The following is a 19,930-nucleotide window of genomic DNA, read 5'->3' on the forward strand; positions in this document are numbered from 1 at the left end:
CTCCCGATCCCGCTCGCGTGCCTCAGTTCCCTTCCCGCAGCAGCTTCTTGATGATCTTTCCGGCGGGGTTGCGCGGCACCTGCTCGATGAACTCCACGCTCCGGGGCCGCTTGTAGGGCGCGAGGTTCTCCCCGAGATGGGCGAGCAGCGTGCGCGCCTCGGTGCCCTCCTCGGCGACCACGTACGCGAGCGGCACCTCCCCGAAGTCCTCGTCCGGGATGCCGACGACCGCCGCGTCCCGGACCGCCGGATGGGTCAGCAGGGCCCGCTCGATCTCCGACGGGTAGACGTTCTGCCCCGCCCGGATGATCAGGTCCTTGCTGCGGTCGACCAGATGGATCCGCCCCGCCTCGTCCAGGAACCCGAGGTCGCCCGTGCGCACCCAGCCGTCGACGGTCACCTCCTCGGTGGCCGCCGGGTCGTTCCAGTACCCGCGCATCAGCCCCGGGCCGCGCACCACGATCTCGCCGACCTCGCCGCGGGCCGTCTCCCGGCCGTCCTTGCCGAGGGAGCGCGCGGACATGCCCGGGATCACCCGGCCGCACGGGATCCGGGCGCCCGCGTCACCGGGCGCCGGATGCTCCTCAGGACCCAGGGTGACGAACGGGCCGCCGACCTCCGTCATGCCGTACACCTGACGGAACCCGCAGCCGAGACGGTCCACGGCGTCGGCGTACACGTCGAGCGGCATCGGCGCGGCGCCGTAGAGGACCTCCCGCAGCGAGGACAGGTCCGTGCTGTGCGACGCCTTGGCCTGGAGCAGGAAGCGCAGCATCTGCGGCACCAGCCAGATGTGCGTGGCCCGGTGCCGTTCGACGGCGGCCAGCGCCCGCTGCGGGGTGAAGCCCGGCATCAGGACCACCGTGGCCCCGGCCGCCAGATAGGTCAGGGAGACGACCATGCTGCCGTGGTACAGCGGGCAGCAGTTGACGAGCACCATGTCGTCGGAGGGCCGGGCCACGGCCAGCCAGCCGAGCGCGATGGCCCGGAACGACCCCTCGTCCACGGTGACGCCCTTGGCCTGCCCGGTGGTCGCCGAGGTGTGCAGCACGGCGACCGGATCCGAGTCGGGGATCACCGGCAGCGCGGTGTCCGCCGCGACCGTGCCGAGGGCGGTGAAGACCGGCTTGTCGAGCGCCACCCGGATCCGTACACAGGCGGGCAGTTCGGTGTGCCGGTCGAGGAGCGCCGACTCGCCGAGCACCGCGACCGCGCCGACCCGCTCGATGATCCCGGCCACCTCCGGCACCGCGAGGCTGTGGTTGAGCGGCACGAACACCGCGCCGAGCCGGGCCAGCGCGAAGTAGCTCTCCAGCACCTCGATCCGGTCCAGGGAGAGCACCGCGACCCGGTCACCGCGCTCGATGCCCAGCTCACCGAAACCCCGGGCGAGTTCGGCGGTACGGGCGTCCAACTCGGCCCAGGTGACCGAGCGGCGGTCGTCCACGAGGGCCAACCGGGCGGGAAAGCACTGCCGGTTGCGCTCCAGGAGCTGGGTCAGCCACATCACGCGCCGCCCGACACACCGCCGGCGGCGCGCTCGGAGACGAACCGCTCGTAGTCGCCGATCGTCCGGAGCTTCTCCATGTCCTCGGCGGTGATCTCCACCCCCGTGCGCTGTTCGACCAGCAGCACCAGCCGCACCAGGTCACCGGAGTCGATCCCGCTGCCCGCCAGGTCGACGTCGTCGCCGATGGTCTCCGCGTACTCGACCGTGCCGGTGAGTTCGACCAGCAACTCCCTGATGGAGCTCATGACTTCCCCTTCGATTCGATCTCGTCCTGCTCGTCCTTGCGTGTCATCAGGGGAAGAGGGGCCGAGGGCGCGTCGCACTCCCCGGCGCGCCGGGTGACATGTGTCACGCGGACTTGCCACGGGCGGGCGGGATAGCGGGACGGGTCCACCGCCTCTTGTATCGGTGAGAGCCCCGGGGAGGTCCGCAGGAGCACGGACCGTCCGCCCCGGGGTCGGTCCGAGGCGAGGGAGTGACAGTGGAGACGGCCGAGACGATCACGGACTCCGAAGCGGCGCTCACCGCGCACTTCGAGGCCCTCCTGCGGGCCGGCGAGACCGTCGAGCCGCGCGACTGGATGCCCGACGGCTACCGCCGCATGCTGCTGCGGCAGATCGCCCAGCACGCCCACTCCGAGATCATCGGCATGCAGCCGGAGGGCTCCTGGCTCACCCGGGCCCCCTCCCTGCACCGCAAGTCCGTGCTCCTCGCCAAGGTCCAGGACGAGGCCGGCCACGGCCTCTACCTCTACGCCGCCGCCGAGACCCTCGGCGCCGACCGCGCCGACCTGCTCGACGCCCTGCACCAGGGCCGCCAGCGCTACGCCGCCACCTTCAACCACCCGGCGCTGACCTGGGCCGACACCGGTGCCATCGCCTGGCTCACGGACGGCGCCGCCGTCGTCAACCAGGCGCCGCTGACCCGGACGTCGTACGGCCCCTACGCGCGGGCGATGCGCCGGGTCTGCCAGGAGGAGGCGTTCCACGTCCGGCAGGGCTACGACCTGATGAAGGCCCTGTGCGAGGGCACCCCCGCCCAGCGGGAGATGGCCCAGGACGCGGTGGACCGCTGGTGGCTGCCCGCCGTGGCGCTGATGTTCGGACCGCCCGACACGCTCGCCGGCGGCGCCGACGCCCGCACGGCGGCCCTCGGCGCCCAGGTGTCCCGGCAGGCCATCGCCTGGGGCATCAAACGCCACACCAACGACGAACTCCGCCAGCGTTTCGTCGACCACTGCGTGCCCCAGGCGCACAGCCTCGGCCTCACCCTCCCCGACCCCGGCATCCGCTGGAACGAGGAACGCGGCCACTACGACTTCGGGCCCGTCGACTGGGAGACCTACCGCGGCGCCCTCGCCGACGACTCCCACACCGCCCGACGGCGCGTCGCGCACCGGGTCGCCGCGCACCAGGACGGCGCCTGGGTGCGCGAGGCCGCCGCCGCGTACGCCGCCCGCGCCGGGGAGACGGCGGAGGACGCGCTGTGAGCGGCGGCAGGGAGCGGGAGACGGAGAGGGAAGGCGCGGCGCCGTCCTGGGAGGTGTTCCTGCGGCCCCGCCGCGGCCTGTCCCACCAGCATGTGGGCGCGGTCCGCGCGAGCGACGCCGACATGGCCCTGGAACACGCCCGCGACCTCTACACCCGGCGCGGCGACCCGCTGTCGCTGTGGGTGGTGCGCTCCGCCGACGTGCACGCCGCGTCCCCCGCCGAACGCGACCCCTTCTTCAGCAACGCCCGCCACAAGCCCTACCGCTACCCCGAGCACTTCGCCCCGATGACCGGGGGAGACGACAAGGACGATGACGGTCACGATGCCGACGACTGAGACCCGCGAGTCCCACGACCTCGCCCTCCTCGCCCTCCGCCTCGGCGACGACGCCCTCGTCCTCGGCCAGCGCCTGTGCCGGTGGATCACCCGGGCGCCGACGATCGAGGAGGACCTCGCCCTGTCGAACATCGCCCTCGACCTGATCGGCCACGCCCGCGCCCTGCTCACCCTGAGCGGCACCCTGGACGGCACCGGCCGCACCGAGGACGACCTCGCCTATGGCCGCCCGGACCGCGAGTTCCGCAACACGCTCCTCACCGCGCTCCCCAACGGCGACTTCGCGACCACCGTCGCCCGCCAACTCGCCTACAGCCACTACGCGGTGCTCTTCTACGAGGCGCTCGCCGACAGCACCGAACCGGGGCTCGCGGCCTGCGCCGCCCGGGCCGCCAAGGAGGTCGGCTACCACCGGCGGCACGCCGACGGCTGGACCGTACGCCTGGGCCTCGGCACCGCCGAGAGCGCCCGGCGGATGCGGGCCGGACTGGACGCCGTATGGCCGTACACCGCCGAGCTGTTCGACGAGGACGACCTGACGCTACGGCTGTCCGCCGCCGGGTCCGCCGTGTCGCCCCGGACGCTGCACCCGGTGTGGCGCGAGCGGGTGGGGGCGGTGATCGAGCGCGCCGGACTGACCGTGCCCGTCCCGCGCTGGGAGGCACGCGGCGGGCGACAGGGGCTGCACGGGGAGGAGTTCGGCCCGCTGGTCGCCGAACTCCAGTCGGTGCGGCGGCAGTTCCCGGGAGGCACCTGGTGACCGGCCGACCGCTCGCCGTCGCCGTGGACGAGGTGCGCGCCCGGATCGACGCCGTCCCCGATCCCGAGCTGCCCTTCGTCACCCTCGGCCAACTCGGCGTTGTGAACGCCGTGTTCATGGCGCCGGACGGTCGGATGGAGGTCGAGTTCACGCCCACCTTCCTCGGCTGTCCCGCGCTGTCCGAGATCGCCGCCGCCCTCGCGGAGACGCTCGCGGAGTGCGGGCACCCGGACGGCAGGATCCGCCAGGTGCTCACCCCGGCCTGGAGCACGGACCGCATCACCTCCGACGGCCGGCGCGCGCTCGCCGAGCACGGCATCGCCCCGCCCGGCCCGACCACCGCCCCGAGATCCGTCCGGATCGGCCTCGGCGCACCCTGTCCGAACTGCGGCAGCCGGGCCACCCGCCCGCACTCGCCGTTCGGGCCGACCCGCTGCCAGTCGGTCCTGGTGTGCGCGTCCTGCCGCGAGACGTTCCCGTACCTGGCCACGGTGTGAGGCGCCCATGAACCCGACCGCATCCCGTTCCCCGCGCCGCACCGGCTGGTACCCGCTCACCGTCACGCGCAAGGAGCCGCTGACCGAGGACGCCGTCGCCGTCACCCTGGACGTGCCCCCGGACCTTGCCGCCACCTTCGCGGCCGTCCCGGGCCGGCACGTCGTCGTACGCCATCGGCGGCCCGGCCGCGAACTGCGCCGCGCCTACTCGGTGTGCCCGCCGCCCGGTGCACCCGACGCCCTGCGCCTGGTCATCCAGCGTGCCACCTCCGACGGCTTCGGCGCCCACGCCCGCACCGCCCTCGCCGTCGGCGACACCCTCGAACTCGCCCCGCCCACCGGGACGTTCGGCCTTCCGCCGATCCCCGGCGCCCACCATGTGCTGATCGCCGGGGGCAGCGGCATCACCCCGCTGGCCGCCATGGCCGCGGGCGCCCTGCGCGACGACCCCGGTTGCCGGGTCTCCCTGGTGCACGCCGCCCGTACGGCGGGCACGGCCCTGCTGGCGGACGAACTCGCCGAGCTGAAGGACGCGTTCGTCGACCGCTTCACCGCGCTGTACGTCCTCTCGCGCGAGCGCCGGGAGAGCGATCTGTTCACCGGGCGGATCGACGCGGACCGGCTGCGGCGGCTGCTCACGGTGCTCGACGCCCGCCCCGGCGACCGCGCCACCACGTTCAGCCTGTGCGGGCCGTGGGGTCTGGTCGAGATCGTGCGCACCGCCCTCGCCGCCTGGGGCGCACCCGCCGGGACGGTCCGCCGGGAACTCTTCTCCGCCGACGGCGCGCCCGGTGAACTCCCCGACGACCACGGCCCCGCCCCCTCCGCGCCCGCCCCCGGATCCTCCCGGGTGCGCGCGGTGATCGGTGGCCGGACCACCGCCGTGACGATGGCCCCCGGCGACCGCGTGGTGCTGGACCCCGTGCTGCGGGCCCGCCCCGAGGTGCCGTACGCCTGCCGGGACGGCGTCTGCGGAAGCTGCCGTGCCCTCGTCGTCTCCGGCGAGGTGACGCTGGGCCGTCAGCACGCCCTCGACCCGCGCGACCTCGCGGCCGGCTACACCCTCGCCTGCCGCGCCCGCCCCGCCACCCCCGACCTCACCCTCGACTTCGACGCCTGACACCCGACAGCTAAGGACACGCACTTGACCACCACCACGGGACGACACCAGGACAGGACCGCCCTGGTCACCGGAGGCAGCCGCGGGATCGGCCGGGCCGTGGCCGGGCGCCTGGCCCGCGAGGGCGCGCTGGTCGCCGTGCACTACGGGCACGACCACGGCGCCGCCGAGCGCACGGTGAAGGAGATCGAGGCGGCCGGCGGCCGCGCCTTCCCGGTCCACGCCGAACTGGGCGTCCCCGGCGACGCCGCCGCCCTCTGGGACGCCTTCGACCGCGCCCTGGCCGCGCGCGACGCGGAGCCGGGCGTGGACATCGTCGTCAACAACGCGGGCATCACCCTGCCCAAGCCCATCGAGCACGTCACCGAGGAGGAGTACGACCGCGTCTTCGCCGTCAACACCAAGGCGCCGTACTTCATCCTCCAACAGGCCCTCGGACGGCTTCGGGACGGCGGCCGGATCATCACCGTCTCCTCCGGCGCCACCCGGATCGCCTACCCGGCGATCGCCACCTACTCGATGACCAAGGCCGCCCTCGACAGCCTCACCCTCTCCCTCGCCCTCCAGCTCGGCCCCCGGGGGATCACGGTGAACACGGTCGCACCCGGCTTCACCGACACCGAGATCAACCCCACCCTCCAGAACCCGCAGATCCGTCAGGCGCTGGCCGCGGCCTCCGTCTTCGACCGGCTCGGCACGCCCGCGGACATCGCCGACGTGGTGTCCTTCGTCGCAAGCGACGAGGCCCGCTGGGTGACCGGCCAGTGGATCGACGCCACCGGAGGCGTCCACCTCGGCCTCTGACCCCGCCCCCCGCCCCTCTCCCTCCGGAGTGGAAGCCCCAAGGAGCCATCGATGAACGACGGCACGTCCGCGCTCGCGGACCTGTCACCGGACGACCCGCTGGTCCAGCCGTTTTCCGGCGCGAGCCCCTACGACGACTATGTGCACGCCTCGGTCCTCAACTCCCTCCAGCAGCCGCTGACCGAGGCCGCCGACGAGATGGGCTTCCTCGTCACCACCCAGGTGATGGAACTCTGGTTCACCCTGATCGTCCACGAATGGCGCACCGCCCGGGACGCGTTCGCCAAGGACGACCTGGACGCCGCCACCGACGCCCTGGTGCGCAGCCGCCGCGCGGTCGGCGCCCTCGTGGACTCCTGGCAGCCCATCGCCGCCCTGACGCCCGCTCAGTTCAACGGCTTCCGGGCCGCGTTCGGCCGGGCGTCCGGCTTCCAGTCCGCGATGTACCGGCACATGGAGTTCCTGCTCGGCGAGAAGTCCGCCGCCCTGGTCCGCGCCCACCGGGGCGACCCGGCGGTCCACGAGGCGCTGCGCGACGCGCACCGCGAACCCTCGCTCTACGACGAGGTGTTGGGCTATCTGCACCGGCAGGGCCTGCCCGTGCCGGAGCACGTCCGGGAGCGGGACGTCACACAGCCCTACGCCTCGGACCCCGGGGTCGTCGCCGTCTGGCGGCAGGTCTACACCGGCCCGCAGCACCACCCGCTGCTCGCGCTCGGCGAACTCCTCACCGACATCGCCGAACGCGTCACCCGCTGGCGCTTCGACCATGTCATGGTGGTGCGCCGCGCCATGGGCGCCAAGACCGGCAGCGCGGGCTCGTCCGGTGTGGACTTCCTCCGGGCCCGCGCGGACCGGCTGGTCTTCCCCGAACTGTGGGCGGTGCGCGGTGACATCTAGGGAGATCTCGGCGTTCGCCGCCGAGGAGGAGACCCGGGTCCTGTCGCTGCGGCCGGTCCTGGCCCCCGTCCACGGCCGCTACGGCGACCATCCGCACCAGACCTACGACGCCTGGCCCGCCGAGGACCCGGCGGCGCCGCTGGTGATCCTGCTGCACGGCGGCTACTGGCGCTACGACCGGATGCACCTCACCCCGTTCGCCGCCTACCTGGGACAGCAGGGCTTCTCCGTGCTGCTGCCCGGCTTCCGCAGATCGGGCGGCGCGGGCGGCTACCCCGAGACCTTCGACGACATCGCCCGGATCGTCGACACCCTCCCCGAGGGACGGCCGTACGTGCTGGCCGGGCACTGCTCGGGCGGCCATCTCGCGCTGTGGTGCGCCGCCCGCGCCCTGCTGCCGGCAGGATCCCCCTGGCACACCACGCGCCTGCCCCCGGCCGTCCTCGCCCTGGCCCCGCTGACCGACCTCGACGCCACCCGCCGGGACCGGCTCAGCAACGACGCCGCGCTGCAACTCCTGGGCGGCCCGGAGGAGTTCGAGACCCGGATGGCGTCCGTCGACCCGCTGACCCTGCTCAAGGGCGCCGGTACGACCGGGGTCCGTACGGTGCTGCTGCACGGCGAGGTGGACGAGGAGGTCCCGCTCACCCAGTTCGCCGACTACGCGGCCGTGCACCGGGACCTGGAGACCGTCGTCCTGCCCGGCACCGGCCACTACACGCTGATCGAGCCGGGCGCCCCGGCCGCCCTCGCGGTCGCCGACACCCTGCGCCGGCTGTCCGCGCCCTGGACCGGCGCCGCAGGGCGGCCGGAGCCCGCACCCAAGGAGCCCGGACCGGAGGAGCCCGCCCACCCATGACCACCGCGCCGTCGGCATCACACGCCGAACTGACCCTCATGGCAGTCGAGTTGGACGCCCGCACCCCCCTCGCGGACACCCGTAACCGGTTCCTGCTCCCCGCGAACGTCGTCTACCTCGACGGCAATTCGCTCGGCCCGCTGCCCGCCGCCGTCCCGCCCGTCCTCGACGACGTCCTGCGCCGCCAGTGGGGCACCGACCTCATCGCCTCCTGGAACACCCACGGCTGGTGGGACGCGCCGCTGCGGGTCGGCGACACGGTGGGCCGGATCGTCGGCGCCGCCCCCGGGCAGACCCTAGTCGGCGACTCGACGAGCGTGCAGCTCTACAACGCCCTCGGCGCGGCGGCCGCGTTGCGCCCCGGACGCCCCCTGCTGGTCACCGACCCCGGTCACTTCCCCACCGACCGGTACATCACCGACTCGGTGGCCGCCCGGCAGGGCCTGGAGGCGCGCCGGGTGCGCCCCGCCGACCTGGGGGAACTGCTCGCCGCCGAGGGCGACCGGGTCGCCGTCGTCGGCTACTCGCCCGTCGACTACCGCACCGGCGAACTGCACGACATGGCCGCGCTCACCCGCGCCGCGCACGACGCCGGCGCGCTCGTCCTGTGGGACCTGTGCCACGCGGCCGGCGCGATGCCGGTCCGACTCGACGCGCTGGGCGTGGACTTCGCCGTCGGCTGCGGTTACAAGTTCCTCAACGGCGGCCCCGGCGCCCCCGCCTTCCTCTACGTCGCCGAACGCCACCACGAGCACTGGAGTCCCGCCCTGACCGGCTGGACCGGGCACGCCGACCCGTTCGGACTGCACGACACCTACACCCCGGCCCCCGGGATCGCGCGGGGCCGTGTCGGCACGCCCCCGATGCTCTCCCTGCTCTGCCTGGAGGCCGCGCTCACCGTTTTCGACGGACTCGACCTGGACCAGGTGCGCGCCAGGAGCCTGTCCCTGACCGGCTTCCTGCTGCACTGCGCCGGCACCCTGCTGGACGGCCTCGGCTTCGAGCCGGTCACCCCGGCCGAGCCCGAACGCCGGGGCAGCCAGGTGTCGTTGCGCCACCCGCACGCCTACGGTCTGGTGCGGGCGCTCGCCGCCCGGGGGATCGTCGGCGACATGCGCGCCCCCGATCTGCTGCGCTTCGGCGTCAACGCGCTCCATCTCTCGCACGCTGACCTGCTGCACGCGATGACCTCCCTGCGGGAGATCGTGACGACGGGCGCCTACGATCCGGCTCCCGAGCGGAACGCCGTGACCTGAGCCGGGCGGCTGGACCAGGTGGACGGTCCGGACCGGGCGGCACGGCGCCAACCGTGCCGCCCGGCAGGCCCGTTCAGCCCTCGATACGGTGCGTCGTCCAGAACGACGTCAGGTCCGTCGTCGTGGCGGCCTGCGCGGCCGCCTTGAACTCGGCCGTGGTCGAGACGCCGTACCAGTGCGAAGTGGCGTAGTCCTTCAGCAGCTTGGCCATGGCGGTGTCGCCGATCAGCCGCCGCAGGTCGTGCAGGGCGCACTTGCCGTAGCCGTAGACGACGGTGGAGTAGCGGGAGGAGTGCGTGTCCCAGTAGGCCATCGAGTTGGTGATCTTCTCGGCGGACGACGCCCAGGACACGCTGTTCCAGCAGTTGGCGCCGGTCTTGCCGAGCGCCAGGTCGGTGGCGTAGTCGGTGAACGACTCGTCCAGCCAGGGGCTCGTGTACTCGTCGTCGCCGACGATGCCGTACCACCACTGGTGGCCGATCTCATGGGTGAGCGCGGTGGTGCTGACCAGGTCGAGGACGAACCCGGGGTACTCCATGCCGCCGAACCAGAAGTTGTTGTCGATGACGGCGTCCAGCTCGCCGTACGGATAGGCGCCGAAGCGGGAGGCGTGGGCGTCGACGGCGGTGCGGGCGGTGGTCAGCATCGACTGGGCGCTGGAGGAGCTGATCCCGGTGACGGAGTAGACGTTGACCGGGGTTCCGGCCGCCGAGGTGCCGGAGATCTTGCTGAACGGCCCGGCCGCCCAGGCGAAGTCGCGCACCTGGGTGGCGGTCGCGGTGGTGACCGTGCGGCCGCTGGAGCCGGGGGTGTCGACCGAGGTGCCGGTGGCCGGGACCAGCAGGCCGCTCGGATGGTCGAGGGTGACCCGGAAGTCGGCGGCCAGCGAGTAGAACGACTCGCCGTTGTTGGTGTACGGGTCCAGATGCCAGCCCGCGCCGTCCTTCACCGCCAGCACGGGCAGCGCGTTGCCGATGAAGCTGAAGGCACCGTCGTGGCCGAACCGGTCGGCGCCGCTGGGCACGGATATGCCGAGGTCGAAGCCGATCGTGGCGCTCTGCCCCTGGGCGAGGGGCGTGGCCAGGGTGATCGGCAGCGCCGTGCAGGAGACCGAGAGCGCGCCCGCCGTCCCGCCGGTGACGCCCGTGACCGTGATCGGCGGCGCGGAGCAGGTGCCGTGGTAGTTGTCCCACAGCCGCAGATAGACCTCGGCGAGCGGGGTCGCGGAGGCGTTGGTGAAGGTCGCGCTCTGATGCCCGGTCCACACCGTGCCGGTGGTGTCGCTGCTGAGGGAGACGGTGTACGACGGTGCGATCGGCGTCCGGGTGCCGTCCGCGGGCGGGGTCGTGACGTCCTCGGTGGCCAGGGCGATGTCGTCCAGGACGAAGTTCGTGCGGAGGCTGGAGTCCTCGGTGCCGGTGAGGGCGAGCGTGACGGTCTGACCGGCGAACGCCGACACGTCGAAGGACTTCCGCGCGTACCCGGTGTTCTTGTCGAGGTTGGAGTACGTCGCGAGGGTCGTCGAGCCGATCTTCGCCGTGAGCTTGTCGTACGCCGTGGAGCTCGTCGTCTCGGCGGTGTCGATGTGCAGCCAGAAGGAGAGGGTGGCGCGGGCGCAGCCGGAGGGCACGGTCACGCTCTGGGTGAGCGTGTCGGTGTGGGTGGAGCCGGTGCCGCCCAGCCAGGCGTAGCCGGTGCCGCCGTGCGCGCTCTGCCCGGCGCGGGTGGTGATCAGGGACGCCGAGGAGGCGGTCCAGGAGGCGGCGCCGCTCTCGAAGCCGCCGTTGGCGACGGCCTGGGTGGGGGTGCAGACGGCTTCCGGTGCGGTGGCCGCCTCGGACGGCGGGGCGGGGAGGGACAGGGCGGCCGTGGCGGCGAGCGCGAGCACGGTCGCGGCGAGGGCCCTGCGGGGCGTGGGTCTCACGTGGCTCCTTTCCGGCGGCCGGGATCCCGGGCCGCGCGGTGACTGTCCTGACGGTGGAGCGACGGCTGCCGGAAGCCTGACAGCTTTGACGCGGTCATGCCATCCAAAGATGGCAAAGGACTCACACCCGCCCCCCTGCCGCTGTGCGGGGCGCTTAACCCCCGACGGCCGGTCCGGGAGACACCTGCGTAATGCACACTTCGTACGGTCACAGTGGCTCTCATCAGGCCGATCACCGAAACGAAGTCGGAACGAACGACGTCAGAACGAAGGGGAGTCGCCCGTGGCCCAGGTGCGCACGGTCTGCTCGTACTGCGGTGTCGGCTGCGGCATGGTCCTCGACATCGGCAGCGGACCCGACGGACGCCGTACGGTCCTGAAGGCGTCCGGGGACAAGCGGCACCCCGCGAACCGCGGCCGGCTCTGCACCAAGGGCGCCACCACCGCCGACATGCTCGCCGCGCCCGGCCGCCTCACCACCGCCCTCGTGCGCGCGGACCGGGGCGAGGAACCGGAGTCCGCCCCGCTGGACACGGCGGTCGCCGAGACGGCCCGGCGGCTGCGGGCGATCGTGGACGAGCACGGCCCCGACGCCGTCGCCCTCTACGTCTCGGGCCAGATGAGTCTGGAGGCGCAGTACCTGGCGAACAAGCTGACCAAGGGCTATCTGCGCACCAACCAGATCGAGTCGAACTCCCGGCTGTGCATGGCGAGCGCGGGCACCGGCTACAAGCTGTCGCTCGGCGCCGACGGCCCGCCCGGCTCGTACGAGGACCTCGACCGGGCCGACGTCTTCCTCGTCATCGGTTCCAACATGGCCGACTGCCACCCGATCCTGTTCCTGCGGATGATGGACCGGGTGAAGGCGGGCGCCAAGCTCATCGTCGTCGACCCGCGCCGCACCGCCACGGCCGCCAAGGCGGACCTGTTCCTCCAGCTCGCGCCGGGCACCGACCTCGCCCTCCTGAACGGCCTGCTGCACCTCCTGCACGAGAACGGCCACACCGACCCCGACTTCGTCGCCGCGTACACCGAGGGCTGGGAGGCGATGCCCGACCTGCTCGCCGACCACCCGCCCGCGACCGTCGCCGCGATCACCGGGGTCCCCGAGGCCGATCTGCGCGAGGCGGCCCGGCTGATCGGCGAGGCGGGGGAGTGGACGAGCTGCTGGACCATGGGCCTCAACCAGTCCACGCACGGCACCTGGAACACCAACGCCCTGATCAACCTGCACCTCGCCACGGGCAAGATCTGCCGCCCCGGCAGCGGCCCGTTCTCCCTCACCGGCCAGCCCAACGCCATGGGTGGACGCGAGATGGGCTACATGGGCCCCGGCCTGCCCGGCCAGCGCTCGGTGCTGGTCGACGCCGACCGCGCCCTCACCGAGGAGATCTGGGGCCTCGAACCCGGCACCATCCGCGCCGACGGCGTCGGCAAGGGCACCGTCGAGATGTTCCGCAAGATGGCCGACGGCGAGATCAAGGCGTGCTGGATCATCTGCACCAACCCGGTCGCCTCCGTCGCCAACCGCAGGACCGTCATCGAGGGCCTGGAGGCCGCCGAGTTCGTCGTCGCCCAGGACGTCTTCGCCGACACCGAGACCAACGCCTACGCCGACGTCGTCCTGCCCGCCGCCCTGTGGACCGAGACTGAGGGCGTCCTGATCAACAGCGAGCGCAACCTCACCCTGGCCCGCCCCGCCGTCGACCCGCCCGGCGAGGCCACCGCCGACTGGCGTCTGATCGCCGCAGTCGCCCGCGCGATGGGCTACGAGGACGGCTTCTCCTACGACAGCGCGGAGCAGATCTTCGAGGAGATCAAGCGGTTCCACAATCCGCAGACCGGCTACGACCTGCGCGGAGTCAGCTACGAACGGCTCCGCGAGACCCCCGTCCAGTGGCCCGCCGCCACCGCCGAGGGACCCGACCGCAACCCCATCCGGTATGTGAACCCGGACGGCACGCTCACCTTCGCCACCCCGTCCGGCCGGGCCGTCTTCCACGCCCGCCCGCATCTGGACCCCGCCGAGATGCCGGACGACGACTACCCGTTCGTCCTGAACACCGGCCGGCTCCAGCACCAGTGGCACACCCTGACCAAGACCGGCCGGGTCGCCAAGCTCAACAAGCTCGACCCCGGCCCGTTCGTCGAGATCCACCCCGAGGACGCGGCCGCGCTCGGCGTCACCGACGGTGACTCGGTCGAGGTCGCCTCGCGGCGCGGGCGCGCGGTGCTGCCCGCCGTGGTCACCGACCGGGTGCTGCCCGGCTGCTGCTTCGCGCCGTTCCACTGGAACGACCTGTTCGGCGAGTACCTCAGCGTCAACGCCGTGACCAGCGACGCCGTCGACCCGCTCTCCTTCCAGCCCGAGCTGAAGGTGTGCGCGGTGTCGCTGACGAAGGTGTCCACGCCGGTCGCCGTGCAGCCGGCGGTGCCCGTCACGGCGGTCACCCCGACCGTCCTGGAGACCGCCGCCGTCCAGCCCGCCGCCGCGTCAGCCGCCGCCTCCGTCTTCGGGCTGGCCCCCGCCCCGCCGCCGGTGCTCACCGAACCCGAGCGCCAGTACCTCGTCGGCTTCCTCGCGGGCATCCCGGCCGGCGCCCCCGGCGTCCCCGTCCTGCCCCCGGACGCGCCCTTCAGCCCCGAGCACGCCCTGTGGGTCAACGGCACCCTCGCCGGCATGTACTCCCGCACCGGCCCGGCCCCCGTACCGGCGGCGTCCGAGCGCGCCACCGCCCGCAGCGTGGTGATCCTGTGGGCCTCGCAGACCGGCAACGCCGAGGAGTTCGCCGCCACCACCGCCGCCCGGCTCACCGCGGGCGGCCACGCGGCCTCCCTGGTCGCCATGGACGAGGCCGACCCCGCCGCCCTGCCCGCCTGCGCCGACCTGCTGCTGATCACCAGCACCTTCGGCGACGGCGACGCCCCCGACAACGGCAGCGGCTTCTGGGACGGCCTCGCCGCCCTCGACACCGGCCGCCTCACCGGCCGCCGGTACGCCGTCCTGGCCTTCGGCGACTCCTCCTACGACGACTTCTGCGGGCACGGACGGCGCCTGGACGACCGTATGGACGCCCTCGGCGCGGTCCGTCTGGCCCCCCGCACCGACTGCGAACCGGACTACGAGCCGCAGGCCGAGGCATGGCTCGACCAGGTGCTGACCGCCCTCAAGGAAGGCACCGACCTCCAGCCCCCGGCACCGGCCCCGGCCCCGGCGCAGGCCCCGGCACCGGCCCCGGTCACGGCCCCGGCCCTCGCCCCGTCCCGCCCGAAGCGCCCCGCCCCCGTCACCGCCCGCCTCACCGGCAACCGGCTGCTGAGCCTCCCCGGTTCCGGCAAGGAGGTCCGGCGCTTCACCTTCGACACCCGCGACAGCGACACCCCGCTGGAGTACGAGGCGGGCGACGCGCTCGGCGTGCGGCCCCTCAACTCCCCGGACCTGGTGGCGGAGTGGCTGGCCGTCACCGGACTCGACGCGCGCACCCCGGTGCCGGTCGGCGCCGCCGGTGAGGTGCCCTTCGGTGAGGCGCTGCTGCGGCACCTCGACATCACCCGGGTCACCCCGGCCCTGCTGCGCTTCACCGCCGAACGCACCCGCGACCCGCGCGAGCTGCGCAAACTGCTGCGCCCCGACAACAAGGGCGAGCTGGCGAAGTGGTCCTGGGGGCGGCAGGCCGTCGACGTGGCCGCCGAGTTCGGGATCCGGGCCGCCGCCGAGGAGTGGGCCGAGGTGCTCGGCCGGCTCCAGCCGCGGCTGTACTCCATATCCTCCAGCCCGCTGACGGACCCCCACCTCGTCTCGCTCACCGTCTCCGTGGTGCGCTACGAGAACCTGGCCGGCCGGCCCCGCCAGGGCGTCTGCTCGCCGTTCCTCGCGGACGCCGCCCCGGACACCGAGGTGCCCGTGCACGTCCAGCGCGCCCCGCACTTCCGGCCGCCCGCCGACCCCGCCACCCCCATGGTGATGGTCGGCCCCGGCACCGGTGTGGCGCCCTTCGTCGGCTTCCTGGAGGAGCGCCGGGCCCGCGGCCACCGGGCGCCCAACTGGCTGTTCTTCGGCGAACAGCGCCGGGCCACCGACCACTACTACGAGCGGGAACTCACCGAACTGGGCGCCGACGGCACCCTGACCCGGCTCGACACCGCGTTCTCCCGCGACCAGCGCGCCAAGGTCTACGTCCAGGACCGGATGCGCGAGCACGGCTCCCAGCTCTGGTCCTGGCTCCGGGACGGCGCCCACTTCTACGTCTGCGGCGACGCCTCCCGCATGGCCAAGGACGTCGACCGGGCGCTGCGGGAGGTCGCCGTCGTGCACGGCGGCCTCGCCGAGCCGGAGGCGGCGGCCTACGTCAAACAGCTCGCGGCCGACAAGCGGTACGTGCGGGACGTGTACTGAGCACAGGGGCAGGCGGGGGGCCGCCAAGTCGCGTTCCGCCGAAGTGAGTTGAATTTTGGCCATCGCGGCGCGCCACTGTTCGGTTTATCAACACTATCCGACAAGATCTGACGCACCCTCCGTCCGTGCAGCCGCACGGTTCCCCCCGAGGAAGGTCGTGGTCATGTCGCACCCGCACGTGTCGCCCATGGACCGGCCGGACCGCCCCCAGCGGGTGGTCGTCAGCCGCCGTCGTCTCCTCGAAGGATCCACCGCCGTCCTCGGCGCGCTCGCCCTGTCCGGCGCCGCCGGCACCCGGCCGGCCGCCGCGGCCGACGGCACCCCCGAGTGGAACGGCCGGCTCGACGTCTTCCGCCTCGGCACCGAGCCCGCGCACACCACCCTGATGCCGTACGGCACCCTCGGCCAGGCCCTCGCCGCCGACCGCACCCGCTCCCCGTACCGGCTCGACCTCGACGGCACCTGGAAGTTCGCGTACGCCGACCGCCCCGACGACCGGGACGCCGACTTCCACCGCACCGACCTCGACGACAGCGGCTGGGACACCATCCCGGTGCCGTCCGTCTGGCAGCTCCACGGACACGACCGGCCGATCTACATCAACATCACCTACCCCTGGTGGGGCGCCAACGGCCTCGGCGAGGAGGCCCGCCCGCCGGCCGCCCCGACCCGCTACAACCCCGTCGGCCAGTACCGGCGCACCTTCACCGTCCCGCGCGACTGGGCCGGCCGGCGGACCTTCCTGCACTTCGAAGGCGTCAAGTCGGCCCACTACGTGTGGATCAACGGCGAGTTGGTCGGCTACCACGAGGATTCCTACGACCCGGCCGAGTACGACATCACCCCGCACCTCAGGGAGGGCGTCAACCAGATCGCCGTCGAGGTCTACCGCTACTCCGACGGCGACTGGCTGGAGGACCAGGACATGATCCGGCTGAGCGGCATCTTCCGCTCGGTCTACCTGTTCTCCACCCCGGCCGTCCATCTGCGGGACTTCCGGCTGGAGACCCCGCTCAGCGACGACCACACGCAGGCCGAGCTGGCGGTCACGGCGAGCGTGCGGGACTACGGCGGCCGGGGCGCCGGCCGGTACACCGTGGAGACCCAGCTCCACGACGCCGACGGGCATCCGGTGTGGCCCAGACCCCTCGTCCAGACGGTCACGCTCGGCGCCGGCGAGGAGAAGACCGTACGGGCCGCGAAGGCCGTGCCCCGGCCCCGGCTGTGGTCGGCCGAACACCCGAACCTCTACACCGCCGTCCTCCGGCTGCGCGACCCGGCGGGGAAGGTGACCGAGACCCTCTCCCACCGGGTCGGCCTGCGCTCCTTCGCACTGCGCGACGGCCTCATGCGCGTCAACGGCCGGCCCGTCTCGCTGCGCGGCACCAACCGGCACGAGATGCACCCGGTGCGCGGCACCGCGCTCACGCACGCCGACATGGTCGAGGACATCACGCTCATCAAGCGGCTGAACATCAACACCGTCCGCACCTCGCACTACCCCAACAACCCGCGGTGGCTCGAACTCGCCGACGAGTACGGCCTGTACCTCGTCGACGAGACCAACCTCGAGACCCACGGCATCCGCTCCGAGTACCCCGGCGACCACCCCGAGTGGACCGCCGCCTGCGTGGCCCGCGCCCAGAACATGGTCCACCGCGACAAGAACCACGCCTCGGTCGTCATCTGGTCCCTCGGCAACGAGGCGGGCGGCGGCAGCACCTTCACCGCCATGCACGACTGGATCCGCTCCTACGACACCACCCGCGTCATCCAGTACGAGGGCGACGACCGCCCCGGCATCAGCGACATCCGCTCCGAGATGTACGACACCCCGGCCCGGGTCGAGGCCCGGGCGAAGGACACCGCCGACACCCGGCCGTACGTGATGATCGAGTACTCGCACGGCATGGGCAACTCCAACGGCAACTTCAAGAAGTACTGGGACCTGGTCCGCCGGTACGACGTCCTCCAGGGCGGCTGGATCTGGGACTTCGCCGACCAGGCCCTGCGCTGGCCGGCCCCGCCCCGCCGGCTGTTCACCGAGACCGGGCCCGCCGCGCTGACCGGCGAGACCGTCGCGCCCGCCGGCACCTTCAGCCGCTCCGAGGGCCTGCACGGCGGCACCGTCTTCGCCCGCGACCCCCGCCTCGACCTCACCGGCTCGCTCACCCTGGAGGCATGGGTCACCCCGGGCCCGGCCGGCTACCACCAGCCGATCGTCGCCAAGGGCGACACCCAGTACGCCCTCAAGCAGTCCGGCCGCACCCTGGAGTTCTTCGTCCACGGCGGCGGCCAGTGGTACAGCGCCGGGTGGCCGCTCCCGGACGACTGGACCGGCCGCGAACACCAGGTCGCCGGCGTCTTCGACGCGGACACGGGCACCGTCACCCTGCACGTCGACGGCACGGTCCGGGCCACCAGGACCGGCGCCCGGAGCCCCGACCACACCACCGCCGCGCTCTCCCTCGCCACCGACGCCGACCACCCGACCCGCGAGTTCAGCGGCACGATCCGCCGCGCCCGGGTCTACGCCCGCGCCCTGACCGCCGCCGAACTGGCCTCCGAGCGCAGGGGCCCCGACGACGACGGCGTCCGCTTCTGGTTCGACGCCGCCACCGTCGCCGTCACCGAGAAGCGGCCCCGGGACGAGACGTTCCTCGCCTACGGCGGCGACTGGGACGACAACCCCAACGACGGCGCCTTCTCCGGCGACGGCATCGTCACCGCCGACCGCACCCCCACCGGCAAGTCCGCCGAGGTCAAGCGGATCTATCAGGCCGTCGACGCCACCCCCGCCGACGGGGAGCGGGTGGCGCGGGGCGGCGCCGTCACGCTCACCAACGAGTACCTCTTCACCGACCTGCGCGAGTTCGACGGCCACTGGGCGCTCGTCGCCGACGGAAGGACCGTCCAGCGCGGCCGGCTCAGCCGCGCCCAGCTCGACGTGGCCCCGCTGTCGAGCAAGGACATCACCGTGCCCTTCCGGCTGCCGGACGCCCCCGCACCGGGCGCCGAGTACTTCCTCGAACTCACCTTCACCACCCGCGAGGCCACGCGGTGGGCGAAGGCAGGCTTCGAGATCGCCAGGACACAGCTCCCGGTCGCCTCCGGCAGCCCCGCCGTCACCCCCCGCCCGCTGGACGGCGTCCCCGCGCTCACCCACACCGACACCGGCACCACCATCACCGTCACCGGCCGCGACTTCACACTCACCGTCGACCGGAGGACCGGCCTCATCACCTCCTACCGGTCCCGCGGCGCCGACCTGATCTCCTCCGGACCGGTCCCCAACTTCTGGCGCGCCCCCACCGACAACGACCTCGGCAACGGCCAGCACACCCGCAACCAGACCTGGCGCGACGCCGGCGCCCGCCGCGAGGTGCGCTCCGTGACCGTGCGCGCGCTGCGCGACCGCGCCGTCGAGATCGAGGTCACCGGCACCCTGCCCACGACCACGGCATCGGCGTACACCACCACCTACACCGTGTTCGGCAACGGCGAGATCAAGGTCGACAACACCCTGCGCCCGGGCGCCCCCTCCCTGCCGTACATCCCCGAGGTCGGCACCCTGCTGACCCTGCCCGGACGGCTGGAGAACCTGCGCTACTACGGCCGCGGCCCCGAGGAGAACCACTGGGACCGCAACAACGCCACCGACGTGGGCCTGTACTCCGGGACCGTCACCGGACAGGGCACGCCCTATCTGCGCCCGCAGGAGAACGGCAACAGGACCGACATCCGCTGGATCGCGCTCACCGGCCCCGACGGCAGCGGACTGCTCGTCTCGGGCGAACCGCTCCTGGAGGTCAACGCCTCGCACCACACCCCCGAGGACCTCTCCGTGGGCGCCCGCCACGCCTACCAGCTCACCCCACGCCCCGAGGTCGTGCTGCGCGTCAACCACCGGCAGATGGGCGTCGGCGGCGACAACAGTTGGGGCGCGCACACCCACGACGAGTACAAGCTGTTCGCCGACCGCGACTACGCGTACACCTACCGGCTGCGCCCGCTCGCGGACGCCGACGACGCCATGCGGCTCTCCCGGCGGCCCACGGCGACCGACTAGGAAAGAAT

Annotated in this window: 14 protein-coding genes; 11 read left to right on the forward strand and 3 right to left on the reverse strand. The window is 73.1% G+C overall.

Annotated features, from left to right (window positions below):
• Positions 1-22: 22 nt before the first annotated feature.
• Positions 23-1,507 carry a class I adenylate-forming enzyme family protein gene (locus AFM16_RS31055; RefSeq protein WP_078635720.1) on the reverse strand — a complete coding sequence of 495 codons (1,485 nt, stop codon included), beginning with the start codon at positions 1,505-1,507 and terminating at the stop codon, positions 23-25.
• Positions 1,507-1,755, reverse strand: coding sequence for an acyl carrier protein (locus AFM16_RS31060; RefSeq protein ID WP_030789047.1), 249 nt, complete (start codon positions 1,753-1,755; stop codon positions 1,507-1,509). Before AFM16_RS31060 ends, AFM16_RS31055 begins: the two co-directional genes overlap by 1 nt.
• 230 nt (positions 1,756-1,985) lie before the next feature.
• On the opposite strand from AFM16_RS31060, the gene paaA reads away from it, so the two are divergent.
• From paaA to AFM16_RS31105, 9 genes are read left to right on the forward strand one after another with little or no spacing between them, the layout of a single operon-like run.
• Complete coding sequence (gene paaA / locus AFM16_RS31065) at positions 1,986-2,999, forward strand: 1,2-phenylacetyl-CoA epoxidase subunit PaaA (protein ID WP_030789050.1); 1,014 nt, start codon at positions 1,986-1,988, stop codon at positions 2,997-2,999.
• Positions 2,996-3,337, forward strand: coding sequence for a 1,2-phenylacetyl-CoA epoxidase subunit PaaB (gene paaB, locus AFM16_RS31070; protein WP_030789053.1), 342 nt, complete (start codon positions 2,996-2,998; stop codon positions 3,335-3,337). The genes paaA and paaB overlap by 4 nt, the downstream gene beginning before the upstream one ends.
• The gene (paaC, locus tag AFM16_RS31075; RefSeq protein ID WP_245177843.1) at positions 3,324-4,097 is read left to right on the forward strand and encodes a 1,2-phenylacetyl-CoA epoxidase subunit PaaC; all 774 of its coding nucleotides are present in this window, start codon (positions 3,324-3,326) and stop codon (positions 4,095-4,097) included. Before paaB ends, paaC begins: the two co-directional genes overlap by 14 nt.
• Positions 4,094-4,594, forward strand: a complete 501-nt coding sequence (gene paaD, locus AFM16_RS31080; RefSeq protein WP_078635724.1) for a 1,2-phenylacetyl-CoA epoxidase subunit PaaD — start codon at positions 4,094-4,096, stop codon at positions 4,592-4,594. The genes paaC and paaD overlap by 4 nt, the downstream gene beginning before the upstream one ends.
• Positions 4,595-4,601: 7 nt before the next feature.
• Positions 4,602-5,714 carry a 2Fe-2S iron-sulfur cluster-binding protein gene (locus tag AFM16_RS31085; protein ID WP_078635726.1) on the forward strand — a complete coding sequence of 371 codons (1,113 nt, stop codon included), beginning with the start codon at positions 4,602-4,604 and terminating at the stop codon, positions 5,712-5,714.
• A gap of 24 nt (positions 5,715-5,738) precedes the next feature.
• Positions 5,739-6,518: an SDR family oxidoreductase gene (locus tag AFM16_RS31090; protein WP_078635728.1), complete on the forward strand. Its 780-nt coding sequence runs from the start codon at positions 5,739-5,741 to the stop codon at positions 6,516-6,518.
• A 51-nt stretch (positions 6,519-6,569) separates the two neighbouring features.
• The gene (locus tag AFM16_RS31095) at positions 6,570-7,418 is read left to right on the forward strand and encodes a tryptophan 2,3-dioxygenase (RefSeq protein ID WP_078635730.1); all 849 of its coding nucleotides are present in this window, start codon (positions 6,570-6,572) and stop codon (positions 7,416-7,418) included.
• Positions 7,408-8,277 carry an alpha/beta hydrolase family protein gene (locus tag AFM16_RS31100; RefSeq protein ID WP_078635732.1) on the forward strand — a complete coding sequence of 290 codons (870 nt, stop codon included), beginning with the start codon at positions 7,408-7,410 and terminating at the stop codon, positions 8,275-8,277. Before AFM16_RS31095 ends, AFM16_RS31100 begins: the two co-directional genes overlap by 11 nt.
• Entirely contained in the window at positions 8,274-9,533 is a 1,260-nt protein-coding gene (locus AFM16_RS31105) for a kynureninase (RefSeq protein ID WP_078635734.1), read from the forward strand. Before AFM16_RS31100 ends, AFM16_RS31105 begins: the two co-directional genes overlap by 4 nt.
• Positions 9,534-9,606: 73 nt before the next feature.
• Here AFM16_RS31105 and AFM16_RS31110 read toward each other — a convergent pair whose 3' ends face one another.
• A complete protein-coding gene (locus tag AFM16_RS31110) occupies positions 9,607-11,457 on the reverse strand; it encodes a M1 family metallopeptidase (RefSeq protein WP_078635737.1) in 1,851 nt (616 codons plus the stop codon).
• A 331-nt stretch (positions 11,458-11,788) separates the two neighbouring features.
• On the opposite strand from AFM16_RS31110, the gene AFM16_RS31115 reads away from it, so the two are divergent.
• The gene (locus tag AFM16_RS31115) at positions 11,789-15,853 is read left to right on the forward strand and encodes a bifunctional nitrate reductase/sulfite reductase flavoprotein subunit alpha (protein ID WP_245178017.1); all 4,065 of its coding nucleotides are present in this window, start codon (positions 11,789-11,791) and stop codon (positions 15,851-15,853) included.
• Positions 15,854-16,016: 163 nt separating this feature from the next.
• Positions 16,017-19,922: a glycoside hydrolase family 2 TIM barrel-domain containing protein gene (locus AFM16_RS31120; protein WP_078635746.1), complete on the forward strand. Its 3,906-nt coding sequence runs from the start codon at positions 16,017-16,019 to the stop codon at positions 19,920-19,922.
• Positions 19,923-19,930 lie beyond the last annotated feature (8 nt).

This window comes from Streptomyces antibioticus (genome assembly GCF_002019855.1).
Lineage (GTDB): Bacteria > Actinomycetota > Actinomycetes > Streptomycetales > Streptomycetaceae > Streptomyces > Streptomyces antibioticus_B.

Excerpts from the sequence above, each read along its gene's own strand:
- AFM16_RS31120 (WP_078635746.1), top strand. The coding sequence starts at position 16,017 with ATGTCGCACCCGCACGTGTCGCCCATGGACCGGCCGGACCGCCCCCAG.
- AFM16_RS31055 (WP_078635720.1), bottom strand. The coding sequence starts at position 1,507 with ATGTGGCTGACCCAGCTCCTGGAGCGCAACCGGCAGTGCTTTCCCGCC.
- AFM16_RS31060 (WP_030789047.1), bottom strand. The coding sequence starts at position 1,755 with ATGAGCTCCATCAGGGAGTTGCTGGTCGAACTCACCGGCACGGTCGAG.
- AFM16_RS31105 (WP_078635734.1), top strand. The coding sequence starts at position 8,274 with ATGACCACCGCGCCGTCGGCATCACACGCCGAACTGACCCTCATGGCA.
- AFM16_RS31095 (WP_078635730.1), top strand. The coding sequence starts at position 6,570 with ATGAACGACGGCACGTCCGCGCTCGCGGACCTGTCACCGGACGACCCG.
- paaC (WP_245177843.1), top strand. The coding sequence starts at position 3,324 with ATGCCGACGACTGAGACCCGCGAGTCCCACGACCTCGCCCTCCTCGCC.
- AFM16_RS31115 (WP_245178017.1), top strand. The coding sequence starts at position 11,789 with ATGGTCCTCGACATCGGCAGCGGACCCGACGGACGCCGTACGGTCCTG.
- AFM16_RS31085 (WP_078635726.1), top strand. The coding sequence starts at position 4,602 with ATGAACCCGACCGCATCCCGTTCCCCGCGCCGCACCGGCTGGTACCCG.